An 18,490-nucleotide genomic window follows, 5' to 3' on the forward strand; every position below is an offset into this window, starting at 1 on the left:
AATGAAATGGAACCATCCCATGGCAAAATTTGATGTAAAAACATTTCAGGGCCTTATTCTCGCTCTGCAAGATTATTGGGCACAGCAAGGTTGTGCCATTGTTCAGCCACTCGATATGGAAGTGGGCGCGGGTACTTTTCACCCCATGACATTCCTCCGCTCTCTCGGCCCTGAGCCGGCGAGCTACGCATACGTGCAACCTTGCCGCCGCCCTACCGATGGCCGCTATGGGGAAAACCCGAATCGTTTGCAACACTATTATCAATTTCAAGTGATCATGAAGCCATCACCAGCAAACATTCAAGAGCTTTACCTTGGCTCTTTAAAGATGCTTGGGTTTGATCCACTAGTACACGATATCCGCTTCGTGGAAGATAACTGGGAATCTCCTACCCTTGGCGCATGGGGCCTAGGTTGGGAAGTGTGGCTTAACGGCATGGAAGTTACTCAATTCACCTACTTCCAACAGGTAGGTGGTATTGAATGTAAACCAATTTCCGGGGAAATTACCTATGGCTTAGAACGTTTAGCCATGTACATTCAAGGTGTTGATAGCATCTACGATTTAGTGTGGGCCAGCGGACCGCGCGGTACTATTTATTACCGTGATGTGTTTTTGCAAAATGAGATTGAACAATCTACTTATAACTTCGAATATGCCGATGTAGATGTTCTGTTTGCGCGCTTTGATGCCTGTGAAAAGGAATGTGAACTTCTCATTCAACACAATTTAGCCTTACCTGCATACGAGCAAGTAATGCGTGCATCTCATGCATTTAACTTACTCGATGCCCGCCATGCGATTTCTGTTACCGAACGGCAACGTTATATTCTGCGCGTTCGCACCATGGCAAAAGCATGTGCGGAAGTTTATTTTGCCAGCCGTGCCCAACTTGGCTTTCCATTGGCAGAGCCAGAGTTGGCAAAATCCGTATTGGCGCAGTACAACAGCAGCAAAAAGGGAGCATAAGCATGCATCAGCGTAACGATTTACTGATCGAGCTCGGCACCGAAGAGCTGCCACCGAAAGCATTAAAAGGTTTGAGCGAGAGCTTTACCAATAGTATTGCCAACCAATTGAACGATGCGCGCTTAGCCTTTGATTCGATTCGCGCCTTTGCCTCGCCTCGCCGCCTTGGTGTTCTTGTAAAAAACCTAGAAACAGCACAGCAAGATGAAGTGGTAGAGAAGCGCGGCCCCGCTGTAGCGGCCGCTTTTGATGCTGAGGGTAATCCTACCAAAGCTGCCCAAGGCTGGGCACGTGGCATGGGTATTGAGGTAGCACAAGCAGAACGATTAGTAACCGATAAAGGCGAGTGGTTGATGTATAACGCCACCCTGCCGGGCAAATCGATTCGCGAGCTAGTGCAAGGTATGTTGGATACTGCAGTGAAACAATTGCCGATTCCAAAAACAATGCGCTGGGGTATGGGCGACCACCATTTCATTCGGCCACTCCACCACCTTACGGTATTACTTGGTAGCGAAGTGCTTCCGGCAAACCTATTTGGCATACAAAGCAACAATAAGGTGACCGGGCATCGATTTCATCATCCCGAGCTTTTAACCATCAATAATGCCAACGAGTATGCAGAAACATTGCGCTCTGGCCATGTTATTGCAGATTTCGTAGAACGGCGAGATACCATTAAGCAAGCGGTTATAGAGCTCGCTCAGAGTGAGAATGCCGTACCCGTATGGGATGAGGATTTGATCGATGAAGTAGCTTCCCTAGTTGAGTTTCCTGTGCCTATGGTTGCTAGCTTCGATAAAGAATTTTTATCGGTGCCAAAAGAAGCATTGATTTATACCATGAAGGACGATCAGCGTTACTTCCCGCTTACTGATTTACAAGGCAACTTGTTGCCGCGCTTTATCTTCATTAGCAATATTCAAAGCAAAGATGCGCAGCAGGTAATTTCAGGGAACGAGAAGGTGGTGCGTCCGCGCCTGAAAGATGCGCAGTTCTTCTTTGAAACAGATAAGAAATCAAGCTTAGAAAGCCGATTAGCGAAACTAGATTCGGTATTATTCCAGAAAGAGCTTGGCAGTGTTGGCGATAAAGCTCGGCGTATTTCTGCGAATGCAGCTGCTATCGCAAAAGTGCTTGGTGCGGATAGCGAAGCCGCCGGCCGCGCAGGCCTATTGGCCAAAGCCGATTTAGTATCGAACATGGTAATGGAATTCCCTGAGGTGCAAGGTGTAATGGGCATGCACTATGCGCGCAACGATGGTGAAAATGAGCTGGTAGCGCAAGCTATTGAAGCGCATTATCGCCCACGCTTTGCAGGCGATGATTTACCAGTAAGCGCTGAAGCATGTGCGGTAGCCTTGGCCGATAAGCTTGATACGCTGGTGGGTATTTTTGCGATTGGGCAAACCCCGAAAGGAGATCGCGATCCCTTTGGTTTGCGCCGCGCAGCCATCGGTATGCTACGCATTCTGGTTGAACGCAAGTTGCCTCTGGATATTGAGGCCATTGTAGCGATTGCTGTTGCAAGCTATGGCTCGGTAGTAAAAGCCCCTGAAAGTGTTACTACCCAAGTGGCTGATTTCTTGCTTGGCCGATTCAGAGCATGGTATCAAGATCAGCAGATTGCTGTAGATGTAATTCAAGCCGTTCTCGCGCGCCGCCCTACTGTTGCGCTCGATTTTGACCAGCGAGTTAAAGCGGTGGCTGAATTCAGAAGCAAGCCGCAAGCAGAGGCTCTTGCTGCCGCAAATAAGCGTATTTCTAACATTCTAGCCAAGGTTGAAGGCGAGATTGGTGTTGTGCGGGAAGATTTGTTGAGTGAGCCCGCTGAAGTAGCGTTGAATCAGGTGCTTAACAGCCTTGTAGCGCAAATTGACACGGCAGCGAAGGCAGGAAGCTACAGCGATGTTTTAAACGCGTTAGCAACGTTACAAGAGCCTGTAGATACGTTCTTTGATCAAGTAATGGTAAACGCAGATGATGAAGCAGTAAGAAGTAATCGTTTAGCCCTGCTGAACGAACTTCGCAACCAATTCTTAAAGGTTGCGGATATTTCGTTGCTGCAATAAACCGACGGGCCGGCAACAAGATAATCGGAGGCATGCAATGGCATTCTTAGTGTATATCGTGGTGTTTGCCATCTGCATTTGGTTTGGCAACCAGGCTGCCAAACTAAAACATCCTGCGCTGAGTATTGTTGTTGCTGCCGTACTGCCCTTTTTACTTATCTTCGTGTTTAGTACTGGTTATGAACTGCTAGCGCCATTATTTGCTGATAGCGCTACTGGCAACGAAATTGCCGGTGAACGGTCATTGAATGTGGTGCTTTACGCATTTCTAGCAACGCCCGGAGCATTAATTTCGGTGATTGTGTGCCAAATGGTGCGAAATCAGCCAAAACCTGAAGCTAAGTAAGTAAACTGTTTAATGCATCCAAAAAAGCCCTCACTGCAAAGTGAGGGCTTTTTTATATTTTAGCGCCAGTTATTCTTCTTGCGCTTACTTATCATTTTTCCGTGTTATTTTCCTGAATAAAATAATCGAAAAAGTTTACACGTCTAAGTTAGCAACCTTCAGTGCATTACTTTCAATGAACGCACGGCGCGGTTCAACATCATCACCCATTAGGGTAGTAAATAATTGGTCTGCGCCAATCGCATCTTCAATTTTCACTTGCAGCATACGGCGAGATTCAGGATCCATCGTGGTTTCCCAAAGCTGCCCTGGGTTCATTTCACCCAACCCTTTGTAGCGCTGCACATATAAACCACGTTTAGATTCGTTGATTAACCACTCAATGGCTTCAACAAAATCATCAACTTCTTGCACTTTCTCGCCACGTTGTACATAACCACCCTCTTCAATAAGGCCGTTAATATCATTACCAACAGAGGCCAAACGATCGTAATCGCGAGATACTAAGAATTCATATGTAAGTGGATAATCGGTGTGTACACCATGGCGACGCATACGTATGGTTGGCAAAAACACATCACGCTCATCATCTTTATTTACGAACACTTCATAGCTTGCAGAATCTTTCTCTGATTCCATCAAGTTAGTGGTAAAGGCAGTAGCCCAATTATTTACGTAGTGCTCATCTTTAAGGTTTTCAGCCGTTAAACGTTCCGCATAAACCAAGCGCGATAACATATGCTTTGGCAACACACGGCTTAAACGCTTAATGGTATCCATGGCGAATTGGTAATCCCGCACCATCTTCTCTAGCGCAAGGCCGGTAATACCAGGGGCATCTGCGTTAACGTGTAACGATGCCCGATCTAGCGCCAAAGTAGTAAGGTACTGAATCAAGCCTGGATCATCTTTTATGTAGCTCTCTTGTTTGCCCTTCTTCACTTTATAAAGCGGCGGTTGCGCAATATAAATGTAGCCACGCTCTATCAACTCCGGCATTTGCCGATAGAAGAAAGTGAGGAGTAGCGTACGGATGTGAGAACCATCCACGTCGGCATCCGTCATGATAATAATGCGGTGGTAACGAGTTTTATCTGGATTATATTCATCACGGCCAATACCACAACCCATGGCGGTAATAAGGGTTGCTACTTCTTGTGAAGAAAGCATTTTATCGAAACGTGCTTTTTCAACGTTAAGAATCTTACCTTTTAACGGCAAAATAGCTTGGTTTTTACGGTTGCGCCCCTGTTTGGCAGAGCCACCCGCAGAATCACCCTCCACAATGTAGAGTTCTGAAAGTGCCGGATCCTTTTCCTGACAATCCGCTAGTTTCCCTGGCAAACCAGCCAAATCTAGAGCGCCTTTGCGGCGGGTCATGTCACGTGCTTTACGCGCAGCTTCACGAGCACGCGCCGCATCAATAATTTTCTGCACAATTACTTTCGCATCGGTTGGGTTTTCCAACAGATAGTTCGAAAGGTGTTCATTCATGGCTTGCTCAACCGCTGTTTTTACTTCAGAGGAAACCAATTTATCTTTGGTTTGCGAAGAAAACTTCGGGTCTGGAACTTTAACTGAGATTACCGCAGTTAAACCTTCACGGGCATCATCACCGGTAGCGCTGGTTTTTGCTTTTTTGGTGTAGCCTTCTTGCTCCATGTACGTATTCAATGTACGCGTAAGTGCAGCACGGAAACCCGCCATGTGCGTTCCACCATCACGCTGTGGAATGGTATTGGTGAAGCAATAGATATGCTCTTGGAATGAATCATTCCACTGCAACCCTACTTCTACTGAAATGCCATCTTCGCGTTCGATGGAAAACTGAAATACTTTCGGGTGAATCGGTAGTTTTTTATCATTCAAGTAACTTACGAAAGCGGCAATACCACCATCATATTTGAAGTGATCTTTACGGCCAGAGCTTTCATCAATTAGGTGAATAGAAACACCCGAATTCAAAAATGATAATTCTCGAACACGTTTAGCTAAAATATCATAGTGAAACTCGGTTTGCGTAAAGGTTTCGTGGCTTGGCCAAAAACGAATCTCGGTACCGGTTTTATCAGTATCTGCAACAGCTACGATATCGGAATCTGGATTACCGTGAGTGTAGGTTTGTTTCCAAACTTTGCCTGTGCGCTGAATAGTAAGTTGCAGCTTTTCAGAAAGTGCGTTTACAACTGAAACACCCACACCGTGCAAACCACCAGAAACTTTATATGAGTTATCATCAAACTTACCGCCGGCATGAAGAACGGTCATGATTACCTGAGCAGCTGAAACGCCTTCATCTTCGTGCATATCCACAGGAATACCACGGCCATCATCACGCACAGAAACCGAACCATCGGTATGCATGGTTACATAAATCTCGTTGCAGTGCCCTGCTAGCGCTTCATCGATGGAGTTATCCACCACCTCGAATACCATGTGGTGCAGGCCTGTACCATCATCGGTATCACCGATATACATTCCCGGACGCTTTCGTACCGCATCTAAGCCTTTTAAAACTTTAATATTCGACTGATCGTAATTACTAGTACTAGCAGACATAAATTATTCCTGTTTAATCATTTTTGATTGTTCCGTGTTCCACGTGGAACAATCGGATTTCGGTGTTACTAAACCGGCTTCTTAATTCTTTTTGATGTATCGCCGTAACAAACACCTGACTTCCACTCTGTACTAACGCATCACAGAGCTTTTGTTGGTTCTCGCTATCAAGCTCTGCCGGTAAATCATCTACCAAGATGACACAGGGCTGACCCCGATGCGAGTTATAATCTGCGCTTTGCACTAACCTCAAAGCAGCAACCAATAGTTTCAACTGGCCTCTTGATAGCCGTTCGCGAGCATCAATACCATCAGCGCGAATTTGCCATTCAGCCTTAGTTGGGCCAACGCTAGTAAATCCTTGGCGCCGATCTAGCTCTAATTTATCTGCTAGAGCCTCAGCAAAGGAAATATCCTCGGCCCAACCTTTAAGTAAACGAAACTCAAACTGATATTGCGGTAAAAACTGCTGGCAATAAACGTTTAACTGTTCGTTCAATCCTAATAAATACTTGCGTCGAGCATCGGTAACTTGTTCACCTGCGGTGGCTAACTGCTTATCCCAAAGAGCGCCCGCTTGGCTATCATACAACTTTTGCTTTAATAGCGAGTTGCGCTGCTTCAGCAGCCGCGAAAATGTTAACCAGTGTTCATAGTAGCTTGGTTCCACGTGGAACAAGCCCCAATCCATGAACTGTCGCCGTTGCTTTGGCCCCTCCGTGATTAACGCCACACCTTCGGGAGTGATGAGTTGCACCGGCACCAAACGGGCTAGCGCACTAAACTTACGCTCATTCTCACCGTTAATGCGAATCTCGGTTTCACCGTTTCGCTGCCGGCGAAAACCTACTTTCACTGCGTTTTCATTCTGTGGTGCAACTACTTGCGCAAACAATGTAAATGAATCGTACTCATCTTGAACTACTTGCCTAGATTGGTGAGTGCGAAAAGAACGCCCAAATCCCAAGCTATAAATGGCTTCTAAAACACTTGTTTTACCACTGCCATTTTCACCACTAATGATATTAATTTGTGGCGCTGGAAGCAGCACTGCACTCTTTATGTTTCGAAAGTGCTCGATAGCCAGCTTTGTTATCTGCATACAACCTTCGCAATGCGCTAATAACCCGAAGTTATAAACGCATTGGCATCACAACGTAAAGCGCACCATCATCGCTATTATCTTCCACAATGGTACTGCTATTAGGGTCACTTAACGTAAGTTTTACTTGTTCGCCTTGAATCGCATTCAATACATCCAGTAAGTAAGTTACGTTAAAGCCAATTTCAAACGATTCGCCTGAATATTCAACTTCTAAACGCTCTTCCGCCTGCTCTTGCTCAGGGTTGTTGGCTGTAAGAATTACTTCATTTGGCGAAAGCGCCATGCGCACACCGCGGAATTTTTCATTTGATAAAATAGACGCCCGCACACAGGATTGGCGCAGTAAATCACGATCCGCAACTACAATACGATCACCACCTTGTGGCAATACGCGGCGATAATCAGGGAAACGACCATCAAGTAACTTGCTCGTGAAAATCATATTACCCGCTGTTACACGCACGTGGTTTTGCCCTAAAGATAAGGAAATGATCGCGTCGTCGTCGCCGAGTAAACGCAACAATTCCGATACCCCTTTGCGCGGCACAATTACTTGCTTATGCGGCAGTGCGCTTTGCTCCAGCGATACCGCTGATAATGCCAAACGATGGCCATCAGTAGCCACGGTTCGTAACACATCATCATTTACTTCAAACAGCATGCCGTTTAAGTAATAGCGTACATCTTGGTTCGCCATCGAAAAGTGCGTTTTTTCCATTAAATCTTTCAAATCGCCTTGGACCATTTGAATTTGAATTTCGCTTTCCCATTCATCAATATTCGGGAAGTCCGAAGCAGGTAAGCTGCTTAAGGTAAACCGGCTGCGAGAAGCTCGAACAATCACTTTGTCATCACTTGCGGTAAAACTTACATCCACACCTTCTGGCAACGAGCGAACGATATCTAGCAACTTCTTCGCTGGCACCGTTACTTCACCTGGTGTTGCGCCTTCCAAATCAATTTGTGATACCAACTCTACTTCTAAATCGGTACCTGTCATGCGCATCTGGCTTTCCGTTACCTGAATCAACACATTGCTTAAAATCGGTAACGTGTTGCGACGTTCCACAGCTCCACTTACCACTTGCAGTGGCTTTAATAGAGCATCACGGGTAATAGTGAATTTCATGCGGATAACTCCCCTTATTATTATTTCGTTAACAGCAACATTAAACCGACAAGGTTCGATTCAGATTGCGATAATCTTCCTGAATCTCATGATCAGACTCTATTAGCTCTTTTACTTTTCGGCAAGCGTGCAAAACCGTTGTATGATCACGGCCACCAAAGGCATCGCCTATTTCCGGCAAGCTATGGCTGGTAAGCTCTTTTGCTAATGCCATCGCTACTTGCCGCGGCCGCGCTACAGAGCGAGTTCGGCGCTTCGATGTTAAATCCGATACTTTAATATTGTAATACTCGGCAACGGTGCGCTGAATATTATCAATGGTAACTAAACGCTCTTGCGCTGCAATTAAATCGCGCAATGCTTCCTTTACGAAATCAATGGTTATATCGCGACCTGTTAAGGTTACATTGGCGATAACCCGATTCAGGGCACCCTCAAGCTCACGAACATTTGAACGCAGCCGTTTGGCAATAAAGAATGCAACTTCGTGCGGCAGCTTCGTTTTCCGCTCTTCCGCTTTGCGCTCTAAAATGGCCACTCGCGTAGGTAACTCTGGTGGTTCAATGGCTACTGTTAAACCCCAACCAAAGCGCGATTTCAAACGTTCATCCACCCCTTCAATTTCTTTCGGGTACACATCACTTGTTAATATAACTTGCTGATTTCCCTCAAGAAGCCAATTAAAGGTGTGGAAAAATTCATCTTGGAAATGGTCTTTTTTCGCAAAGAACTGCACATCATCGATTAACAATGCATCTACGCTACGATAGCTTTCTTTAAAGCTATCGATTTTGTTATGCTTCATGGCATACACCATATCTTGCACAAAACGCTCTGCACGCAAATAAAATACTTTTGCATCAGGTTTATTCGCAAGAATACCGTTGCCAATTGAATGCAATAAATGAGTTTTACCTAAACCGGTACCGCCATAAATAAACAGCGGGTTGTATGCTTTGCCTGGATTTTCGGAAACCTGTACCGCCGCTGCACGAGCCAATTGGTTCGAGCGGCCTTCTACGAAGTTATCGAAGGTATAGGTGGGCTGCAAATTACTGTGTTGCAGCGATATCGGCCGATCCATCGGGTTAGTTTGAATTTGTGGTGTGTAGTTTGGCTGGGCATTACTCGTTGCAATACCATTGTTTGCTGTATTCAGCGCACCTTCACTGTGGCGTTGGCCACCCGAGCCTTGCCCCGAACCTTGTTTAGCAGAGGTATGATTAGCCGAACCATTTACCACCGAATCATCATTACCTGCAGAATTCTTGGTGTCACCCGCATTACGCGGCTGCCGCGAACCGCCTACACGCAGCTCCACATTTGGCACTGTTTCGCCGCCGGAACTGCGCAAGAAGGTAATAATTTGTTTGAGGTATTTATCTTTTACCCATTCCATTACGTAGGTATTGGGGGCGTACAAGAATAGCGTATTGCGCTCAAAATCAGCCTGCAACGGGCGAATCCAAGTGTTGAACTGTTGAGTTGGCAATTCGTTTTGTAAACGCGTTGCACAATCATGCCACAGTGAATTACTCACGGATCACCCCACCTACTCCTGTAATTATTGTTCTAAACCATTAATTGATCTCGGCTTTGATCATTCCTAATTGGTTCTATGCGCCTAACGAAAACCGAGCCCTTCATTCTACGTAAAATACTAGGTGTACGCTAGCATTTTGGCGCCTAAAACTCAAAGTTATCCACAGCCTTTTTTTAGCGAAATTATTTGACAGCGATCCTTTTTCTGGGTAGAATCCGCGCTCAATTTTGAACTCAGATCAGCTACGGAAGAACAGCTATGAAAAGAACATTTCAACCAAGTGTATTAAAACGCAAGCGTACTCATGGCTTCCGTGCACGTATGGCAACCAAGAACGGCCGTCAGGTTATTGCTCGTCGTCGTGCAAAAGGACGCAAGCGCCTAAGTGCTTAATCGATTCCGTTCGATTAGCTCAGGTTGCTGAGTGAGTAGGTATGCATACCCTCGGGAGTTACGTCTGTTAACTCCCGCAGATTTCCAAAACGTCTTCAATAATCCCCCAGTTAAAGCTGTAAGTAACGAATTCACTTTCCTTGCTAAGCCAAATGAGCGGGATTACCCTCGCGTGGGCGTTACTATTAGCAAAAAAGTTGCTAAGCGCGCCGTCGATCGTAATCGCATTAAAAGAATCATTCGTGAAACCTTTCGTTTAAAGCAGCATAAATTGCCCGGCTTTGATATCATCGTTATCGCCAAGCCTGGGGTAACGAAATTAGACAATGATGCCCTCAGCGATCTGTTGGATTATTTATGGCGAAAATTAAGCAAACGCTGCAAGCAATATTCCGCGGAATAATGATTGCAATGATTCGGTTCTACCAGTTGGCCATTAGCCCGCTGTTAGGGCCACGTTGCCGTTTTTATCCAACCTGCTCTGAGTACACTATTATTGCGTTAAAGCAGTACGGAGTGTTGAAAGGCAGCTGGCTCGCCATAAAACGAATTAGCAAGTGTCATCCGGGAAATCCCGGTGGTTTTGATCCGGTTCCCGGTTCGCAATGCGATACGGAACACCAAGAAACGCAACGAGAGAATAAGTAACTATGGATTCGCAACGTACAATTCTGGTTATTGCCTTATTGGTTCTATCATTTTTTATGTTCCAACAATGGCAACTAAAAGGTGGCAATACCCCAGGCATCGATCCTACCAGCGCACCACAAGTAACCGAGCCTGCTCCAAACGCTGATGTTCCAGAAGTAACTGGAGATATTCCAGTTGCTGGTAATGATGGTTCTGTTCCTGCTGCTGAAACTACAGCAGTTACCGGCGATACCGTTATCGTGGAAACTGATGTTTTGCGCGTAGAAATTAGCTTACGCGGCGGTGATTTAATTAAAGCCGAATTGCTACAACATGCCGATCGCCTTGGCGAAGAGGCACGTTACACCATCTTGTACCAACGCCCTGGCAACCTTCATATTGCCCAAAGCGGCCTGATTGGCCCAGATGGGGTGGATAGCGCAGATAGCCGGCCAGTTTATTCTGTACCGCAGCGGCGTTATGAAATAAACGGCGATACCCTGCGTATTCCGCTTACTTACACACAGGCAGATGGCACTGAAATCACCAAAACCTACTTATTCACCCGCGGCGATTACGCGATTAACGTTGAATATCTAGTAGTGAATAACAGCGATCGTGCAAAAACCATGAACATGTATGGCCAATTAAAACAAACCATGATTGATGGTGGCCGCGATAGCATGTTTATGCCTACTTACCGCGGTGCAGCCTATTCTTCAGAAAGCCAACGCTATAAAAAGTATAGCTTCAAGAACATTCAAGACCGTGCACTAAGCATTAACACACCAGCGGGCTGGGTAGCTATGCTCGAGCATTACTTTGTTACTGCATGGGTACCTGATCAAGACGTAACCAACCGTATTTATACCAACAGTAACGCGGTTGGCGAAGGCATGGTGGGCTTCATTGGCCCAGCACATACTATCGCTCCAGGCGAATCGCTTGAATTGCGTAGTGCGTTGTATATGGGCCCGAAAAACCAAGCCCGCTTGAAAGAACTTGCTGAACATCTAAACCTTACCGTTGATTATGGTTTCTTGTGGTGGTTAGCGCAGCCAATATATTGGTTACTTTCATTGCTACAAAGCATTGTTATTAACTGGGGTTTGGCCATTATCCTGGTAACCATCATTATTAAATCGCTGTTGTATCCGCTTACTAAAGCGCAATACGTTTCTATGGCGAAAATGCGTAAAATCGCACCGAAAATGAAAGAAATGAAAGAGAAGTTCGGTGATGATCGGCAAAAAATGTCGGCTGCAATGATGAAAATGTACAAAGAAGAGAAAGTAAACCCGCTCGGCGGCTGTTTACCCATGCTTCTACAGTTACCGATCTTCTTAGCACTATACTGGGTTCTATTGGAAAGCCCAGAAATTCGCCATGCCGATTTCATACTATGGATTAACGATCTATCCAGCCGCGACCCTTACTTCGTATTGCCATTATTGATGGGTGCAAGTATGTGGTTAATGCAACGCTTACAACCAACGCCTGTAACAGACCCAATGCAAGCGAAGATTCTGCAGTTTATGCCGGTCATCTTCACGGTATTCTTCCTGTTCTTCCCAGCAGGCTTGGTATTGTACTGGTTGGTGAGTAACTTGATTTCGATTACGCAAATGACCTGGATTTACCGGCAAATCGATAAACAAGATAGTAATAAAAGTAAGGTGAAAGCGCGCTAAATAAGCGCTCTTAAAACCTAAAAGCCACTATGCTGCGTTTATCGCCATGGTGGCTTTTTTTATCGAGTTCGTGTTGCCGTTCTGCCGCTTATGTTACGCGCCGGAAGCCGGAAGTTTATTCGCTGCTAGCTCCTGATTTAGAGCGCTTTTTGCTCTATCATGTACAGATTCATTGCGTATTTATTTGTTTGAGGATTCCATGACCGATTCGGCTAACGATTTCACTGGCAGTAATGTTGCTAACAGCTCTTCCGCAAACAGTTCTCTTGCCAATAGCAACGATACTATTGTTGCCCAAGCCACCCCGCCCGGCAAAGGTGGTGTAGGTATTGTGCGGGTGAGTGGGCCAGCCACCAAAGCCATTGCACAAACCATTATTGGCTACTGCCCGAAGCCTCGTTACGCTGATTACACCGAGTTTCGCGATGGCGAAGGTAATCTTCTCGATCAAGGGATTGCCCTGTACTTCCAAGGGCCGAATTCATTCACTGGTGAAGATATCCTTGAGCTGCAAGGCCATGGTGGCCCAGTAGTGATAGATATGCTCATCAAGGCCATTTTAGCCACCCAGCAAGCACGCTTAGCCCGCCCTGGTGAGTTCAGTGAACGCGCGTTCATGAACGATAAGCTCGATTTAGCCCAAGCCGAAGCGATTGCTGATCTTATTGACACTACTTCTGAGCAAGCGGCACGGATGGCGCTACAAAGCCTACAAGGGGAATTTTCCCATAAAATCGATCAGCTCGTTGATGCAGTAATTCATTTACGCATTTATGTAGAAGCAGCCATCGATTTTCCTGATGAAGAAGTGGATTTCCTTAGCGATGGAAAAGTAGCCAGTGATTTACAGGAAATTATCCATTCGCTCGCCGCGGTTGAACAACAAGCCAAACAAGGCTCGTTAATGCGCGAAGGTATGCGCGTGGTTATTGCTGGCCGCCCAAATGCGGGTAAATCCAGTTTGCTAAACGCCTTGGCCGGCCGCGAATCCGCCATTGTTACCGATATTGCTGGCACCACCCGAGATGTGCTACGCGAACATATTCAAATTGATGGTATGCCACTACACATTATTGATACCGCAGGTTTACGCGAAAGCCCAGATAAAGTAGAACAAATTGGTATTGCCCGTGCGTGGGCAGAAATAGAGCAAGCCGATCGGGTGTTATTCATGGTGGATAGCACCGAAACCAACGCTCTGCACCCAGATGATATTTGGCCGGAGTTCTTTGCTCGCTTACCGGAGCACATGCCCTTCAGTGTTATTCGTAACAAAATTGATTTAAGCCATGAAACACCTGGATTCAGCGAGCATCAAGGCATTCCGGTGGTATCGCTATCGGCATCAAGCGGCGATGGCATTGAATTTTTGCGCCAGCATTTAAAACAATGCATGGGCTTCAACGAGAGTATGGAAGGCGGCTTCATGGCTCGCCGCCGCCACCTCGATGCCATAGCCCGCGCTAAAATACACTTGCTTTCTGGCCAAGAGCAGCTGGAAGTATTCCAAGCCGGCGAGCTACTAGCCGAAGAATTACGCCTAGTTCAGCATCACCTGAGTGAAATTACTGGGGAATTCACCAGCGATGATTTATTAGGTAAGATTTTTGGTAGTTTTTGTATTGGGAAGTAGATTTTTCCATACCTTAATGTATCTAAACCAAAAAGTTTGCTAAACCTTAAGTAATAACAGTAAAACTAAGTAGAGTGCAGTATGGCAGGGAATGAACTTTCCAAAGCTTCAAACAACTCAGAAAATCCGCAGCAACACACCCTAGTAATAGAGGGTGGCGCCATGCGTGGGATTTTCGCAGCAGGGGTGCTTGATGCATTTATCGAGGATGATTTCTTTCCTTTTAACGCCGCAATTGGTGTTTCCGCTGGCTCTACAAATGCGATTGGCTATCTTTCTGGCGCGCACAAACGCAGCTATCGGGTGATTACCGATTATGCTTGCCGGGAAGATTTTATGAATATTCGCCGGTACCTCAAGGGCGGCCATTTTGCCGATGTAAGTTGGCTGTGGCACACATCGTTGCGCGATATTCCCATCAACTTAGAAAGTTATTTTCAACGCAACATTCCACTTACGGTGGTAACCACCAGCATTGTTACCGGCAAGCCCTGCTATTTTTTAGTAAATGAAAGCAATATGAATGAACTATTTCCGGCCTCATGCGCGATGCCTGTGGTGTTCCGAGAGTTTCCGGCAATCAATGATGAACCCATGACCGATGGTGGCTTAACCGATTCCATTCCGGTAATTCGCGCCTACGAACAAGGTGCGCGGGAAATTACGGTATTACTCTCTCAGCCGTTGGGTTTTAAGAAAAAGCCCGCGCGTTTTCCTAATCTATTAAAGCCTTTATTCGCCGAACACCCTGAATTATTTAAAGCAGTAACGCTGCGCACTGATCAATACAACCGTGCACTAGATTTTATTGCCAGCCCACCCAGTGGCGTACGAATTAACATTATTGCACCGCCACAAAACTTCCCCGTATCGCGCTTTACCACCGATTTGGATGCATTAAATATGGGTTATAATCAGGGCATAAACGTAGGTTTGCGCTATATTTCCGAAACTTTAGTGAAGCACCAACAACGTTAAACGAATGCCCAACGGTGTGGCGTAACAAAATAACGCAACGCTTACCTGTTGATGTTTACCTTTGTGCTATGCTGCCCCTCGCGTTAAAGTAGAACGAATAAAACCAACTAGCGCTTCGGCGCACCACTAAAACAACAATGAGAATAGATTATGGGCCTCATCTTTAAACTCATCGCCGGTATCGTAATTGGTAGCTTTATCGGGCTTTATGCTCCGCATTGGGTTACACAATTACTGCTTACCTTTAAAGTAATGTTTGGGCAACTGCTCTTCTTCACCATTCCACTACTAATTCTGTTTTTTATCACCAGCGGCATCGCTAGTTTACCGCAGAATTCTGGAAAACTTCTGGGAAGAACCCTTGGTATTGCCTACTTATCCACAATTTTAGCTGGTATTGTTGCGTTTTTCGCCGCAACTCTGGTTGTGCCGTTCTTGGCCGGTGAGAATACCGATGTTGCCGGCATTACCGGCGTAGTGCTCGAACCTTTTATTCAACTAGATATTCCACCCGTATTTGGGGTAATGACCGCGCTTACATTGGCTTTTATTTTTGGCTTAGGAATTGCGGCTACAGGTTCTAGTACCTTGAAGAAAGCCTCTGATCAGGGCCGCGATATTATTGAAGTGTTGTTAGTAAAAGTAATTATTCCACTACTGCCCTTTTATATTGCTGGTGTATTTGCCGAAATGGCCGCTGCCGGAACCGTTTTCGAAACTCTCAAAACCTTTGGGGTAATCTTACTGCTATCAATATCGTTGCATTGGGTTTACATCGTGAGCATGTTTATCATTGCAGGCATCAAAGCAGGAGCCTCGCCGATAAAACTGATTAAAAATATGTTGCCCGCTTATTTCACAGCCTTAGGTACCATGTCTAGCGCAGCCACAATTCCAGTAACGTTGCAGTGTGTAAAAAATAATGATGTTAACGAGGATGTTGCCAACTTTACGGTACCGTTATGTGCCACTACACACTTGGCAGGCTCAACCATTACCATTGTAAGCTGTACCATTGCCGTAATGGTATTACATGGTTCATTGGCGATGCCTTCCTTTATTACTATTTTACCCTTTATTATGATGCTCGGTATCGTAATGTTGGCCGCACCGGGTGTTCCTGGCGGCGCAGTAATGGCAGCTGTAGGATTGCTTGGCTCAATGCTTGGGTTTGGCGAAACCGCTATCGCGTTAATGATTGCGTTATATATGGCGCAAGACAGCTTCGGTACGGCATGTAACGTAACCGGTGATGGCGCCATTGCCTTATTGGTAAATGAAGCGATACCAGAAGCAAAAGAAGCTAACTAGCATTTAGTATGTTGCTCACTAAACCACCGCTACATCGGGTGGTTTAGTGAAGCTTAACGATAAATATTACCATTTTTGCAGCTCTTTCTTATCTAGGATATGTGTATGCCTTTTGAAATTCGCCAACTGAGTTGGCACAAACGCCGCAAACCGGGCGTAGAACCTAAGCCGATAAGCGTTGAAGTGCCCGATTTTAAAATGGAAGCCAATCATATGTGCGCAATTAGCGTTACCTTTGATAATGGCGAAGTGCTTACCTTAAGTGGCCGCGTGTTGCAGAATCCGATTACAGGCGCATGGTCGGTAAATGGTGTGAATACAACCGGGCAAACCGTATTTGCTCGTTATGTAGATAGCTGATAGTGAGTACCCACTAACAAGGCGTTTCGAAATAAGTTCAACCGGTGGGATAAGTATTCCAATCAAAAGTTAGTGATTACTTACCAACATAAGGTTTTCCGTGTTTCCCTGGTACTTGTAACGGTTCTTTTTGATAACGCTTACGTATCCAATTCATACTCCGCACAACACCCTGTTGGCCCACCAAAAAGCGTTCGAAACGATATTTACCCGGCACATCAGAAACCATCGCCGCAATAATAATGGTTAGTAAACCTTGCCCTGGCAATACCAACATAATCAACCCTGCCACCAACAACACCAATGCGGCGATATTACGAAGGATATAAAAGATAACTCGGGCAATGGTCCAATGCCGCATGCGCCGATCCGCAACAAAGTAATCTGCAGGCATTTTTACAACAAGTATAGGAATAAAAATCATGGAAGCGAGCATCATTAGGATGCTAATGCTGGCCAGCAGCGGTAACCACGGCTGCATCTGTTGATAAATAACAATAGAAAAATCGAGCAAGGTTTGCATAAAACCTCATGTTAATACTGCGTTAATGCAAAGTTAACAACGCGATTCCATATCTTGCATGCATTGAATACACATAGCCGTTGTTGGATCTATCGCTAAGCGCTGAGGATTAATTTCATCGCCACACTCAATACAGTAACCAAAATCGTTCTTTTCAATACGCACTAACGCCGCTTGTATCGCTCGCAGGGTTTGTTCTCTGCGCCTATGGTTCGCTTGCGCCATTTGCTGGCCCTGCAGCGCGTCCATCCGCGATAACCTGCCTATACTCTGTTGATCAAGCTCCACTATTTTTTGCGAATCTTCTGCTGATTTTTCAACCAGAAGAAGCTCCTCGCGCATGGCGAGAAGCTTTTCTTTATAGTTACGATTATCAGCCAAAACTGCAGTTCCGCTAGCGCAGCAACAGTAATGGAATCTTCGTGCTCGAGAGTAATTTGTTGGTGTGGCTGCCCACAAAAAACTCACGAATACGCGAATGGCCGTAAGCGCCCATTACTAATGCATCCATTTTCTGCTCTTCTGCATATTGCAACAACGCTTCTTCTACATCTCCGGCAATCAACGCTGTTGTTACCGAAAACCCCTGTTCAACAAGCTTCGCTTCGGCATTTTCAAGCTGCGCTTGGTGATCATGAGTTTGTGCTGCAATCATTACTACATGAACTGGAATCCCCTTAAATAAAGGGCTATTGGCAACCATTTCAACGGCTTTCTTGGCCGTAGCACTATGATCATAGGCAATCATGATCTGTTCAGGCTCTTTAAATTTACCCGTAACAACCCATGTAGGCCGATGCAGAGCACGAATCACTCGCTCCACTTGATGGCCAATTTTTTCACCCACACCATTGCCACGTTTACCTTGGCGGCCGATCACCAACAAGCGTATTTCATTTTCGATATCCACAAGGGTATCTACTAAATCGCCGTGGCGTTGGCGTAATAATGGCTCTTTATGCAAAGGCTCAACATGTTCTTTTGCCGCCTCTAAGAATGCTTGGCCTTGTTGGCGGGCTAATTTCGCGCGCTTTTCTTCCAAATCAGTAATTTCAGCAAGCAAACGTTGCCGCTCATCCATACCGATATTGCCACTAAAATTGGTTTCATCTGATGAACGCACATCATCGAGTACATTCAGTAGTACCAGAGAAGTGTTCATGCGTTTTGCAGACCATGCTGCATAATCCGATACGGTATCGCTTAACGCTGAACCATCAATACAAGCAACTGTATGTGTTGTCATT

The 18,490-nt window shown here is 45.7% G+C and carries 18 protein-coding genes; 11 read left to right on the plus strand and 7 right to left on the minus strand.

Annotated elements, in window-relative coordinates:
- The first annotated feature begins 19 nt into the window (after positions 1 to 19).
- The 3 genes from glyQ to ACNA7P_RS06230 are packed head-to-tail and all read left to right on the plus strand — an operon-like array spanning position 20 to position 3,388.
- Positions 20 to 970, plus strand: coding sequence for a glycine--tRNA ligase subunit alpha (glyQ, locus tag ACNA7P_RS06220; RefSeq protein ID WP_416257756.1), 951 nt, complete (start codon positions 20 to 22; stop codon positions 968 to 970).
- 2 nt (positions 971 to 972) lie between these two features.
- A complete protein-coding gene (gene glyS, locus ACNA7P_RS06225) occupies positions 973 to 3,042 on the plus strand; it encodes a glycine--tRNA ligase subunit beta (RefSeq protein WP_416257757.1) in 2,070 nt (689 codons plus the stop codon).
- Positions 3,043 to 3,079: 37 nt separating this feature from the next.
- A complete protein-coding gene (locus tag ACNA7P_RS06230; protein WP_416257758.1) occupies positions 3,080 to 3,388 on the plus strand; it encodes a hypothetical protein in 309 nt (102 codons plus the stop codon).
- A 135-nt stretch (positions 3,389 to 3,523) separates the two neighbouring features.
- On the opposite strand, the gene gyrB is transcribed toward ACNA7P_RS06230, so the two are convergent.
- Genes gyrB through dnaA form a run of 4 tightly spaced genes read right to left on the minus strand, consistent with a single transcriptional unit; the run spans position 3,524 to position 9,721 of the window.
- Positions 3,524 to 5,947, minus strand: coding sequence for a DNA topoisomerase (ATP-hydrolyzing) subunit B (gene gyrB / locus ACNA7P_RS06235; RefSeq protein WP_416257759.1), 2,424 nt, complete (start codon positions 5,945 to 5,947; stop codon positions 3,524 to 3,526).
- A gap of 13 nt (positions 5,948 to 5,960) precedes the next feature.
- The gene (gene recF, locus ACNA7P_RS06240) at positions 5,961 to 7,049 is read right to left on the minus strand and encodes a DNA replication/repair protein RecF (RefSeq protein WP_416257760.1); all 1,089 of its coding nucleotides are present in this window, start codon (positions 7,047 to 7,049) and stop codon (positions 5,961 to 5,963) included.
- A gap of 31 nt (positions 7,050 to 7,080) precedes the next feature.
- The gene (dnaN, locus tag ACNA7P_RS06245; RefSeq protein ID WP_416257761.1) at positions 7,081 to 8,181 is read right to left on the minus strand and encodes a DNA polymerase III subunit beta; all 1,101 of its coding nucleotides are present in this window, start codon (positions 8,179 to 8,181) and stop codon (positions 7,081 to 7,083) included.
- Positions 8,182 to 8,221: 40 nt separating this feature from the next.
- On the minus strand, positions 8,222 to 9,721 hold the full coding sequence (gene dnaA, locus ACNA7P_RS06250; protein ID WP_416257762.1) for a chromosomal replication initiator protein DnaA: 1,500 nt from the start codon (positions 9,719 to 9,721) through the stop codon (positions 8,222 to 8,224).
- Between the two features lie 261 nt (positions 9,722 to 9,982).
- Between dnaA and rpmH the strand changes: the two genes are divergently transcribed.
- From rpmH to ACNA7P_RS06290, 8 genes are all read left to right on the plus strand, one after another.
- Positions 9,983 to 10,117 carry a 50S ribosomal protein L34 gene (gene rpmH / locus ACNA7P_RS06255; protein WP_416257763.1) on the plus strand — a complete coding sequence of 45 codons (135 nt, stop codon included), beginning with the start codon at positions 9,983 to 9,985 and terminating at the stop codon, positions 10,115 to 10,117.
- A gap of 31 nt (positions 10,118 to 10,148) precedes the next feature.
- Positions 10,149 to 10,520 (plus strand): ribonuclease P protein component, encoded by a 372-nt coding sequence (gene rnpA, locus ACNA7P_RS06260; protein ID WP_416257764.1) that lies wholly within the window; start codon positions 10,149 to 10,151, stop codon positions 10,518 to 10,520.
- Positions 10,475 to 10,765 (plus strand): membrane protein insertion efficiency factor YidD, encoded by a 291-nt coding sequence (gene yidD / locus ACNA7P_RS06265; RefSeq protein WP_416257765.1) that lies wholly within the window; start codon positions 10,475 to 10,477, stop codon positions 10,763 to 10,765. Before rnpA ends, yidD begins: the two co-directional genes overlap by 46 nt.
- A gap of 2 nt (positions 10,766 to 10,767) precedes the next feature.
- Positions 10,768 to 12,438: a membrane protein insertase YidC gene (yidC, locus tag ACNA7P_RS06270; protein ID WP_416257766.1), complete on the plus strand. Its 1,671-nt coding sequence runs from the start codon at positions 10,768 to 10,770 to the stop codon at positions 12,436 to 12,438.
- Positions 12,439 to 12,637: 199 nt separating this feature from the next.
- A complete protein-coding gene (gene mnmE, locus ACNA7P_RS06275; RefSeq protein ID WP_416257767.1) occupies positions 12,638 to 14,071 on the plus strand; it encodes a tRNA uridine-5-carboxymethylaminomethyl(34) synthesis GTPase MnmE in 1,434 nt (477 codons plus the stop codon).
- Between the two features lie 81 nt (positions 14,072 to 14,152).
- Complete coding sequence (locus ACNA7P_RS06280) at positions 14,153 to 15,049, plus strand: patatin-like phospholipase family protein (RefSeq protein ID WP_416257768.1); 897 nt, start codon at positions 14,153 to 14,155, stop codon at positions 15,047 to 15,049.
- Between the two features lie 150 nt (positions 15,050 to 15,199).
- Positions 15,200 to 16,360: a dicarboxylate/amino acid:cation symporter gene (locus ACNA7P_RS06285; RefSeq protein WP_416257769.1), complete on the plus strand. Its 1,161-nt coding sequence runs from the start codon at positions 15,200 to 15,202 to the stop codon at positions 16,358 to 16,360.
- 105 nt (positions 16,361 to 16,465) lie between these two features.
- The gene (locus ACNA7P_RS06290) at positions 16,466 to 16,720 is read left to right on the plus strand and encodes a hypothetical protein (protein WP_416257770.1); all 255 of its coding nucleotides are present in this window, start codon (positions 16,466 to 16,468) and stop codon (positions 16,718 to 16,720) included.
- Between the two features lie 76 nt (positions 16,721 to 16,796).
- Here ACNA7P_RS06290 and ACNA7P_RS06295 read toward each other — a convergent pair whose 3' ends face one another.
- From ACNA7P_RS06295 to ACNA7P_RS06305, 3 genes are read right to left on the minus strand one after another with little or no spacing between them, the layout of a single operon-like run.
- On the minus strand, positions 16,797 to 17,243 hold the full coding sequence (locus tag ACNA7P_RS06295; protein ID WP_416257771.1) for a hypothetical protein: 447 nt from the start codon (positions 17,241 to 17,243) through the stop codon (positions 16,797 to 16,799).
- A 33-nt stretch (positions 17,244 to 17,276) separates the two neighbouring features.
- Positions 17,277 to 17,624: a TraR/DksA family transcriptional regulator gene (locus ACNA7P_RS06300; protein WP_416257772.1), complete on the minus strand. Its 348-nt coding sequence runs from the start codon at positions 17,622 to 17,624 to the stop codon at positions 17,277 to 17,279.
- A gap of 13 nt (positions 17,625 to 17,637) precedes the next feature.
- Positions 17,638 to 18,489, minus strand: a complete 852-nt coding sequence (locus tag ACNA7P_RS06305) for a universal stress protein (RefSeq protein ID WP_416257773.1) — start codon at positions 18,487 to 18,489, stop codon at positions 17,638 to 17,640.
- Position 18,490 lies beyond the last annotated feature (1 nt).

Source organism: Aliidiomarina sp. (assembly GCF_047920995.1).
Taxonomy (GTDB): Bacteria; Pseudomonadota; Gammaproteobacteria; order Enterobacterales; family Alteromonadaceae; genus Aliidiomarina.

What these genes read in the sequence shown, in the direction of transcription:
- glyQ (WP_416257756.1), top strand. Translation starts at nt 20, where the DNA reads ATGGCAAAATTTGATGTAAAAACATTTCAGGGCCTTATTCTCGCTCTG.
- glyS (WP_416257757.1), top strand. Translation starts at nt 973, where the DNA reads ATGCATCAGCGTAACGATTTACTGATCGAGCTCGGCACCGAAGAGCTG.
- ACNA7P_RS06230 (WP_416257758.1), top strand. Translation starts at nt 3,080, where the DNA reads ATGGCATTCTTAGTGTATATCGTGGTGTTTGCCATCTGCATTTGGTTT.
- gyrB (WP_416257759.1), bottom strand. Translation starts at nt 5,947, where the DNA reads ATGTCTGCTAGTACTAGTAATTACGATCAGTCGAATATTAAAGTTTTA.
- recF (WP_416257760.1), bottom strand. Translation starts at nt 7,049, where the DNA reads ATGCAGATAACAAAGCTGGCTATCGAGCACTTTCGAAACATAAAGAGT.
- dnaN (WP_416257761.1), bottom strand. Translation starts at nt 8,181, where the DNA reads ATGAAATTCACTATTACCCGTGATGCTCTATTAAAGCCACTGCAAGTG.
- rpmH (WP_416257763.1), top strand. Translation starts at nt 9,983, where the DNA reads ATGAAAAGAACATTTCAACCAAGTGTATTAAAACGCAAGCGTACTCAT.
- yidD (WP_416257765.1), top strand. Translation starts at nt 10,475, where the DNA reads ATGGCGAAAATTAAGCAAACGCTGCAAGCAATATTCCGCGGAATAATG.
- yidC (WP_416257766.1), top strand. Translation starts at nt 10,768, where the DNA reads ATGGATTCGCAACGTACAATTCTGGTTATTGCCTTATTGGTTCTATCA.
- mnmE (WP_416257767.1), top strand. Translation starts at nt 12,638, where the DNA reads ATGACCGATTCGGCTAACGATTTCACTGGCAGTAATGTTGCTAACAGC.
- ACNA7P_RS06280 (WP_416257768.1), top strand. Translation starts at nt 14,153, where the DNA reads ATGGCAGGGAATGAACTTTCCAAAGCTTCAAACAACTCAGAAAATCCG.
- ACNA7P_RS06285 (WP_416257769.1), top strand. Translation starts at nt 15,200, where the DNA reads ATGGGCCTCATCTTTAAACTCATCGCCGGTATCGTAATTGGTAGCTTT.
- ACNA7P_RS06290 (WP_416257770.1), top strand. Translation starts at nt 16,466, where the DNA reads ATGCCTTTTGAAATTCGCCAACTGAGTTGGCACAAACGCCGCAAACCG.
- ACNA7P_RS06295 (WP_416257771.1), bottom strand. Translation starts at nt 17,243, where the DNA reads ATGCAAACCTTGCTCGATTTTTCTATTGTTATTTATCAACAGATGCAG.
- ACNA7P_RS06305 (WP_416257773.1), bottom strand. Translation starts at nt 18,489, where the DNA reads ATGACAACACATACAGTTGCTTGTATTGATGGTTCAGCGTTAAGCGAT.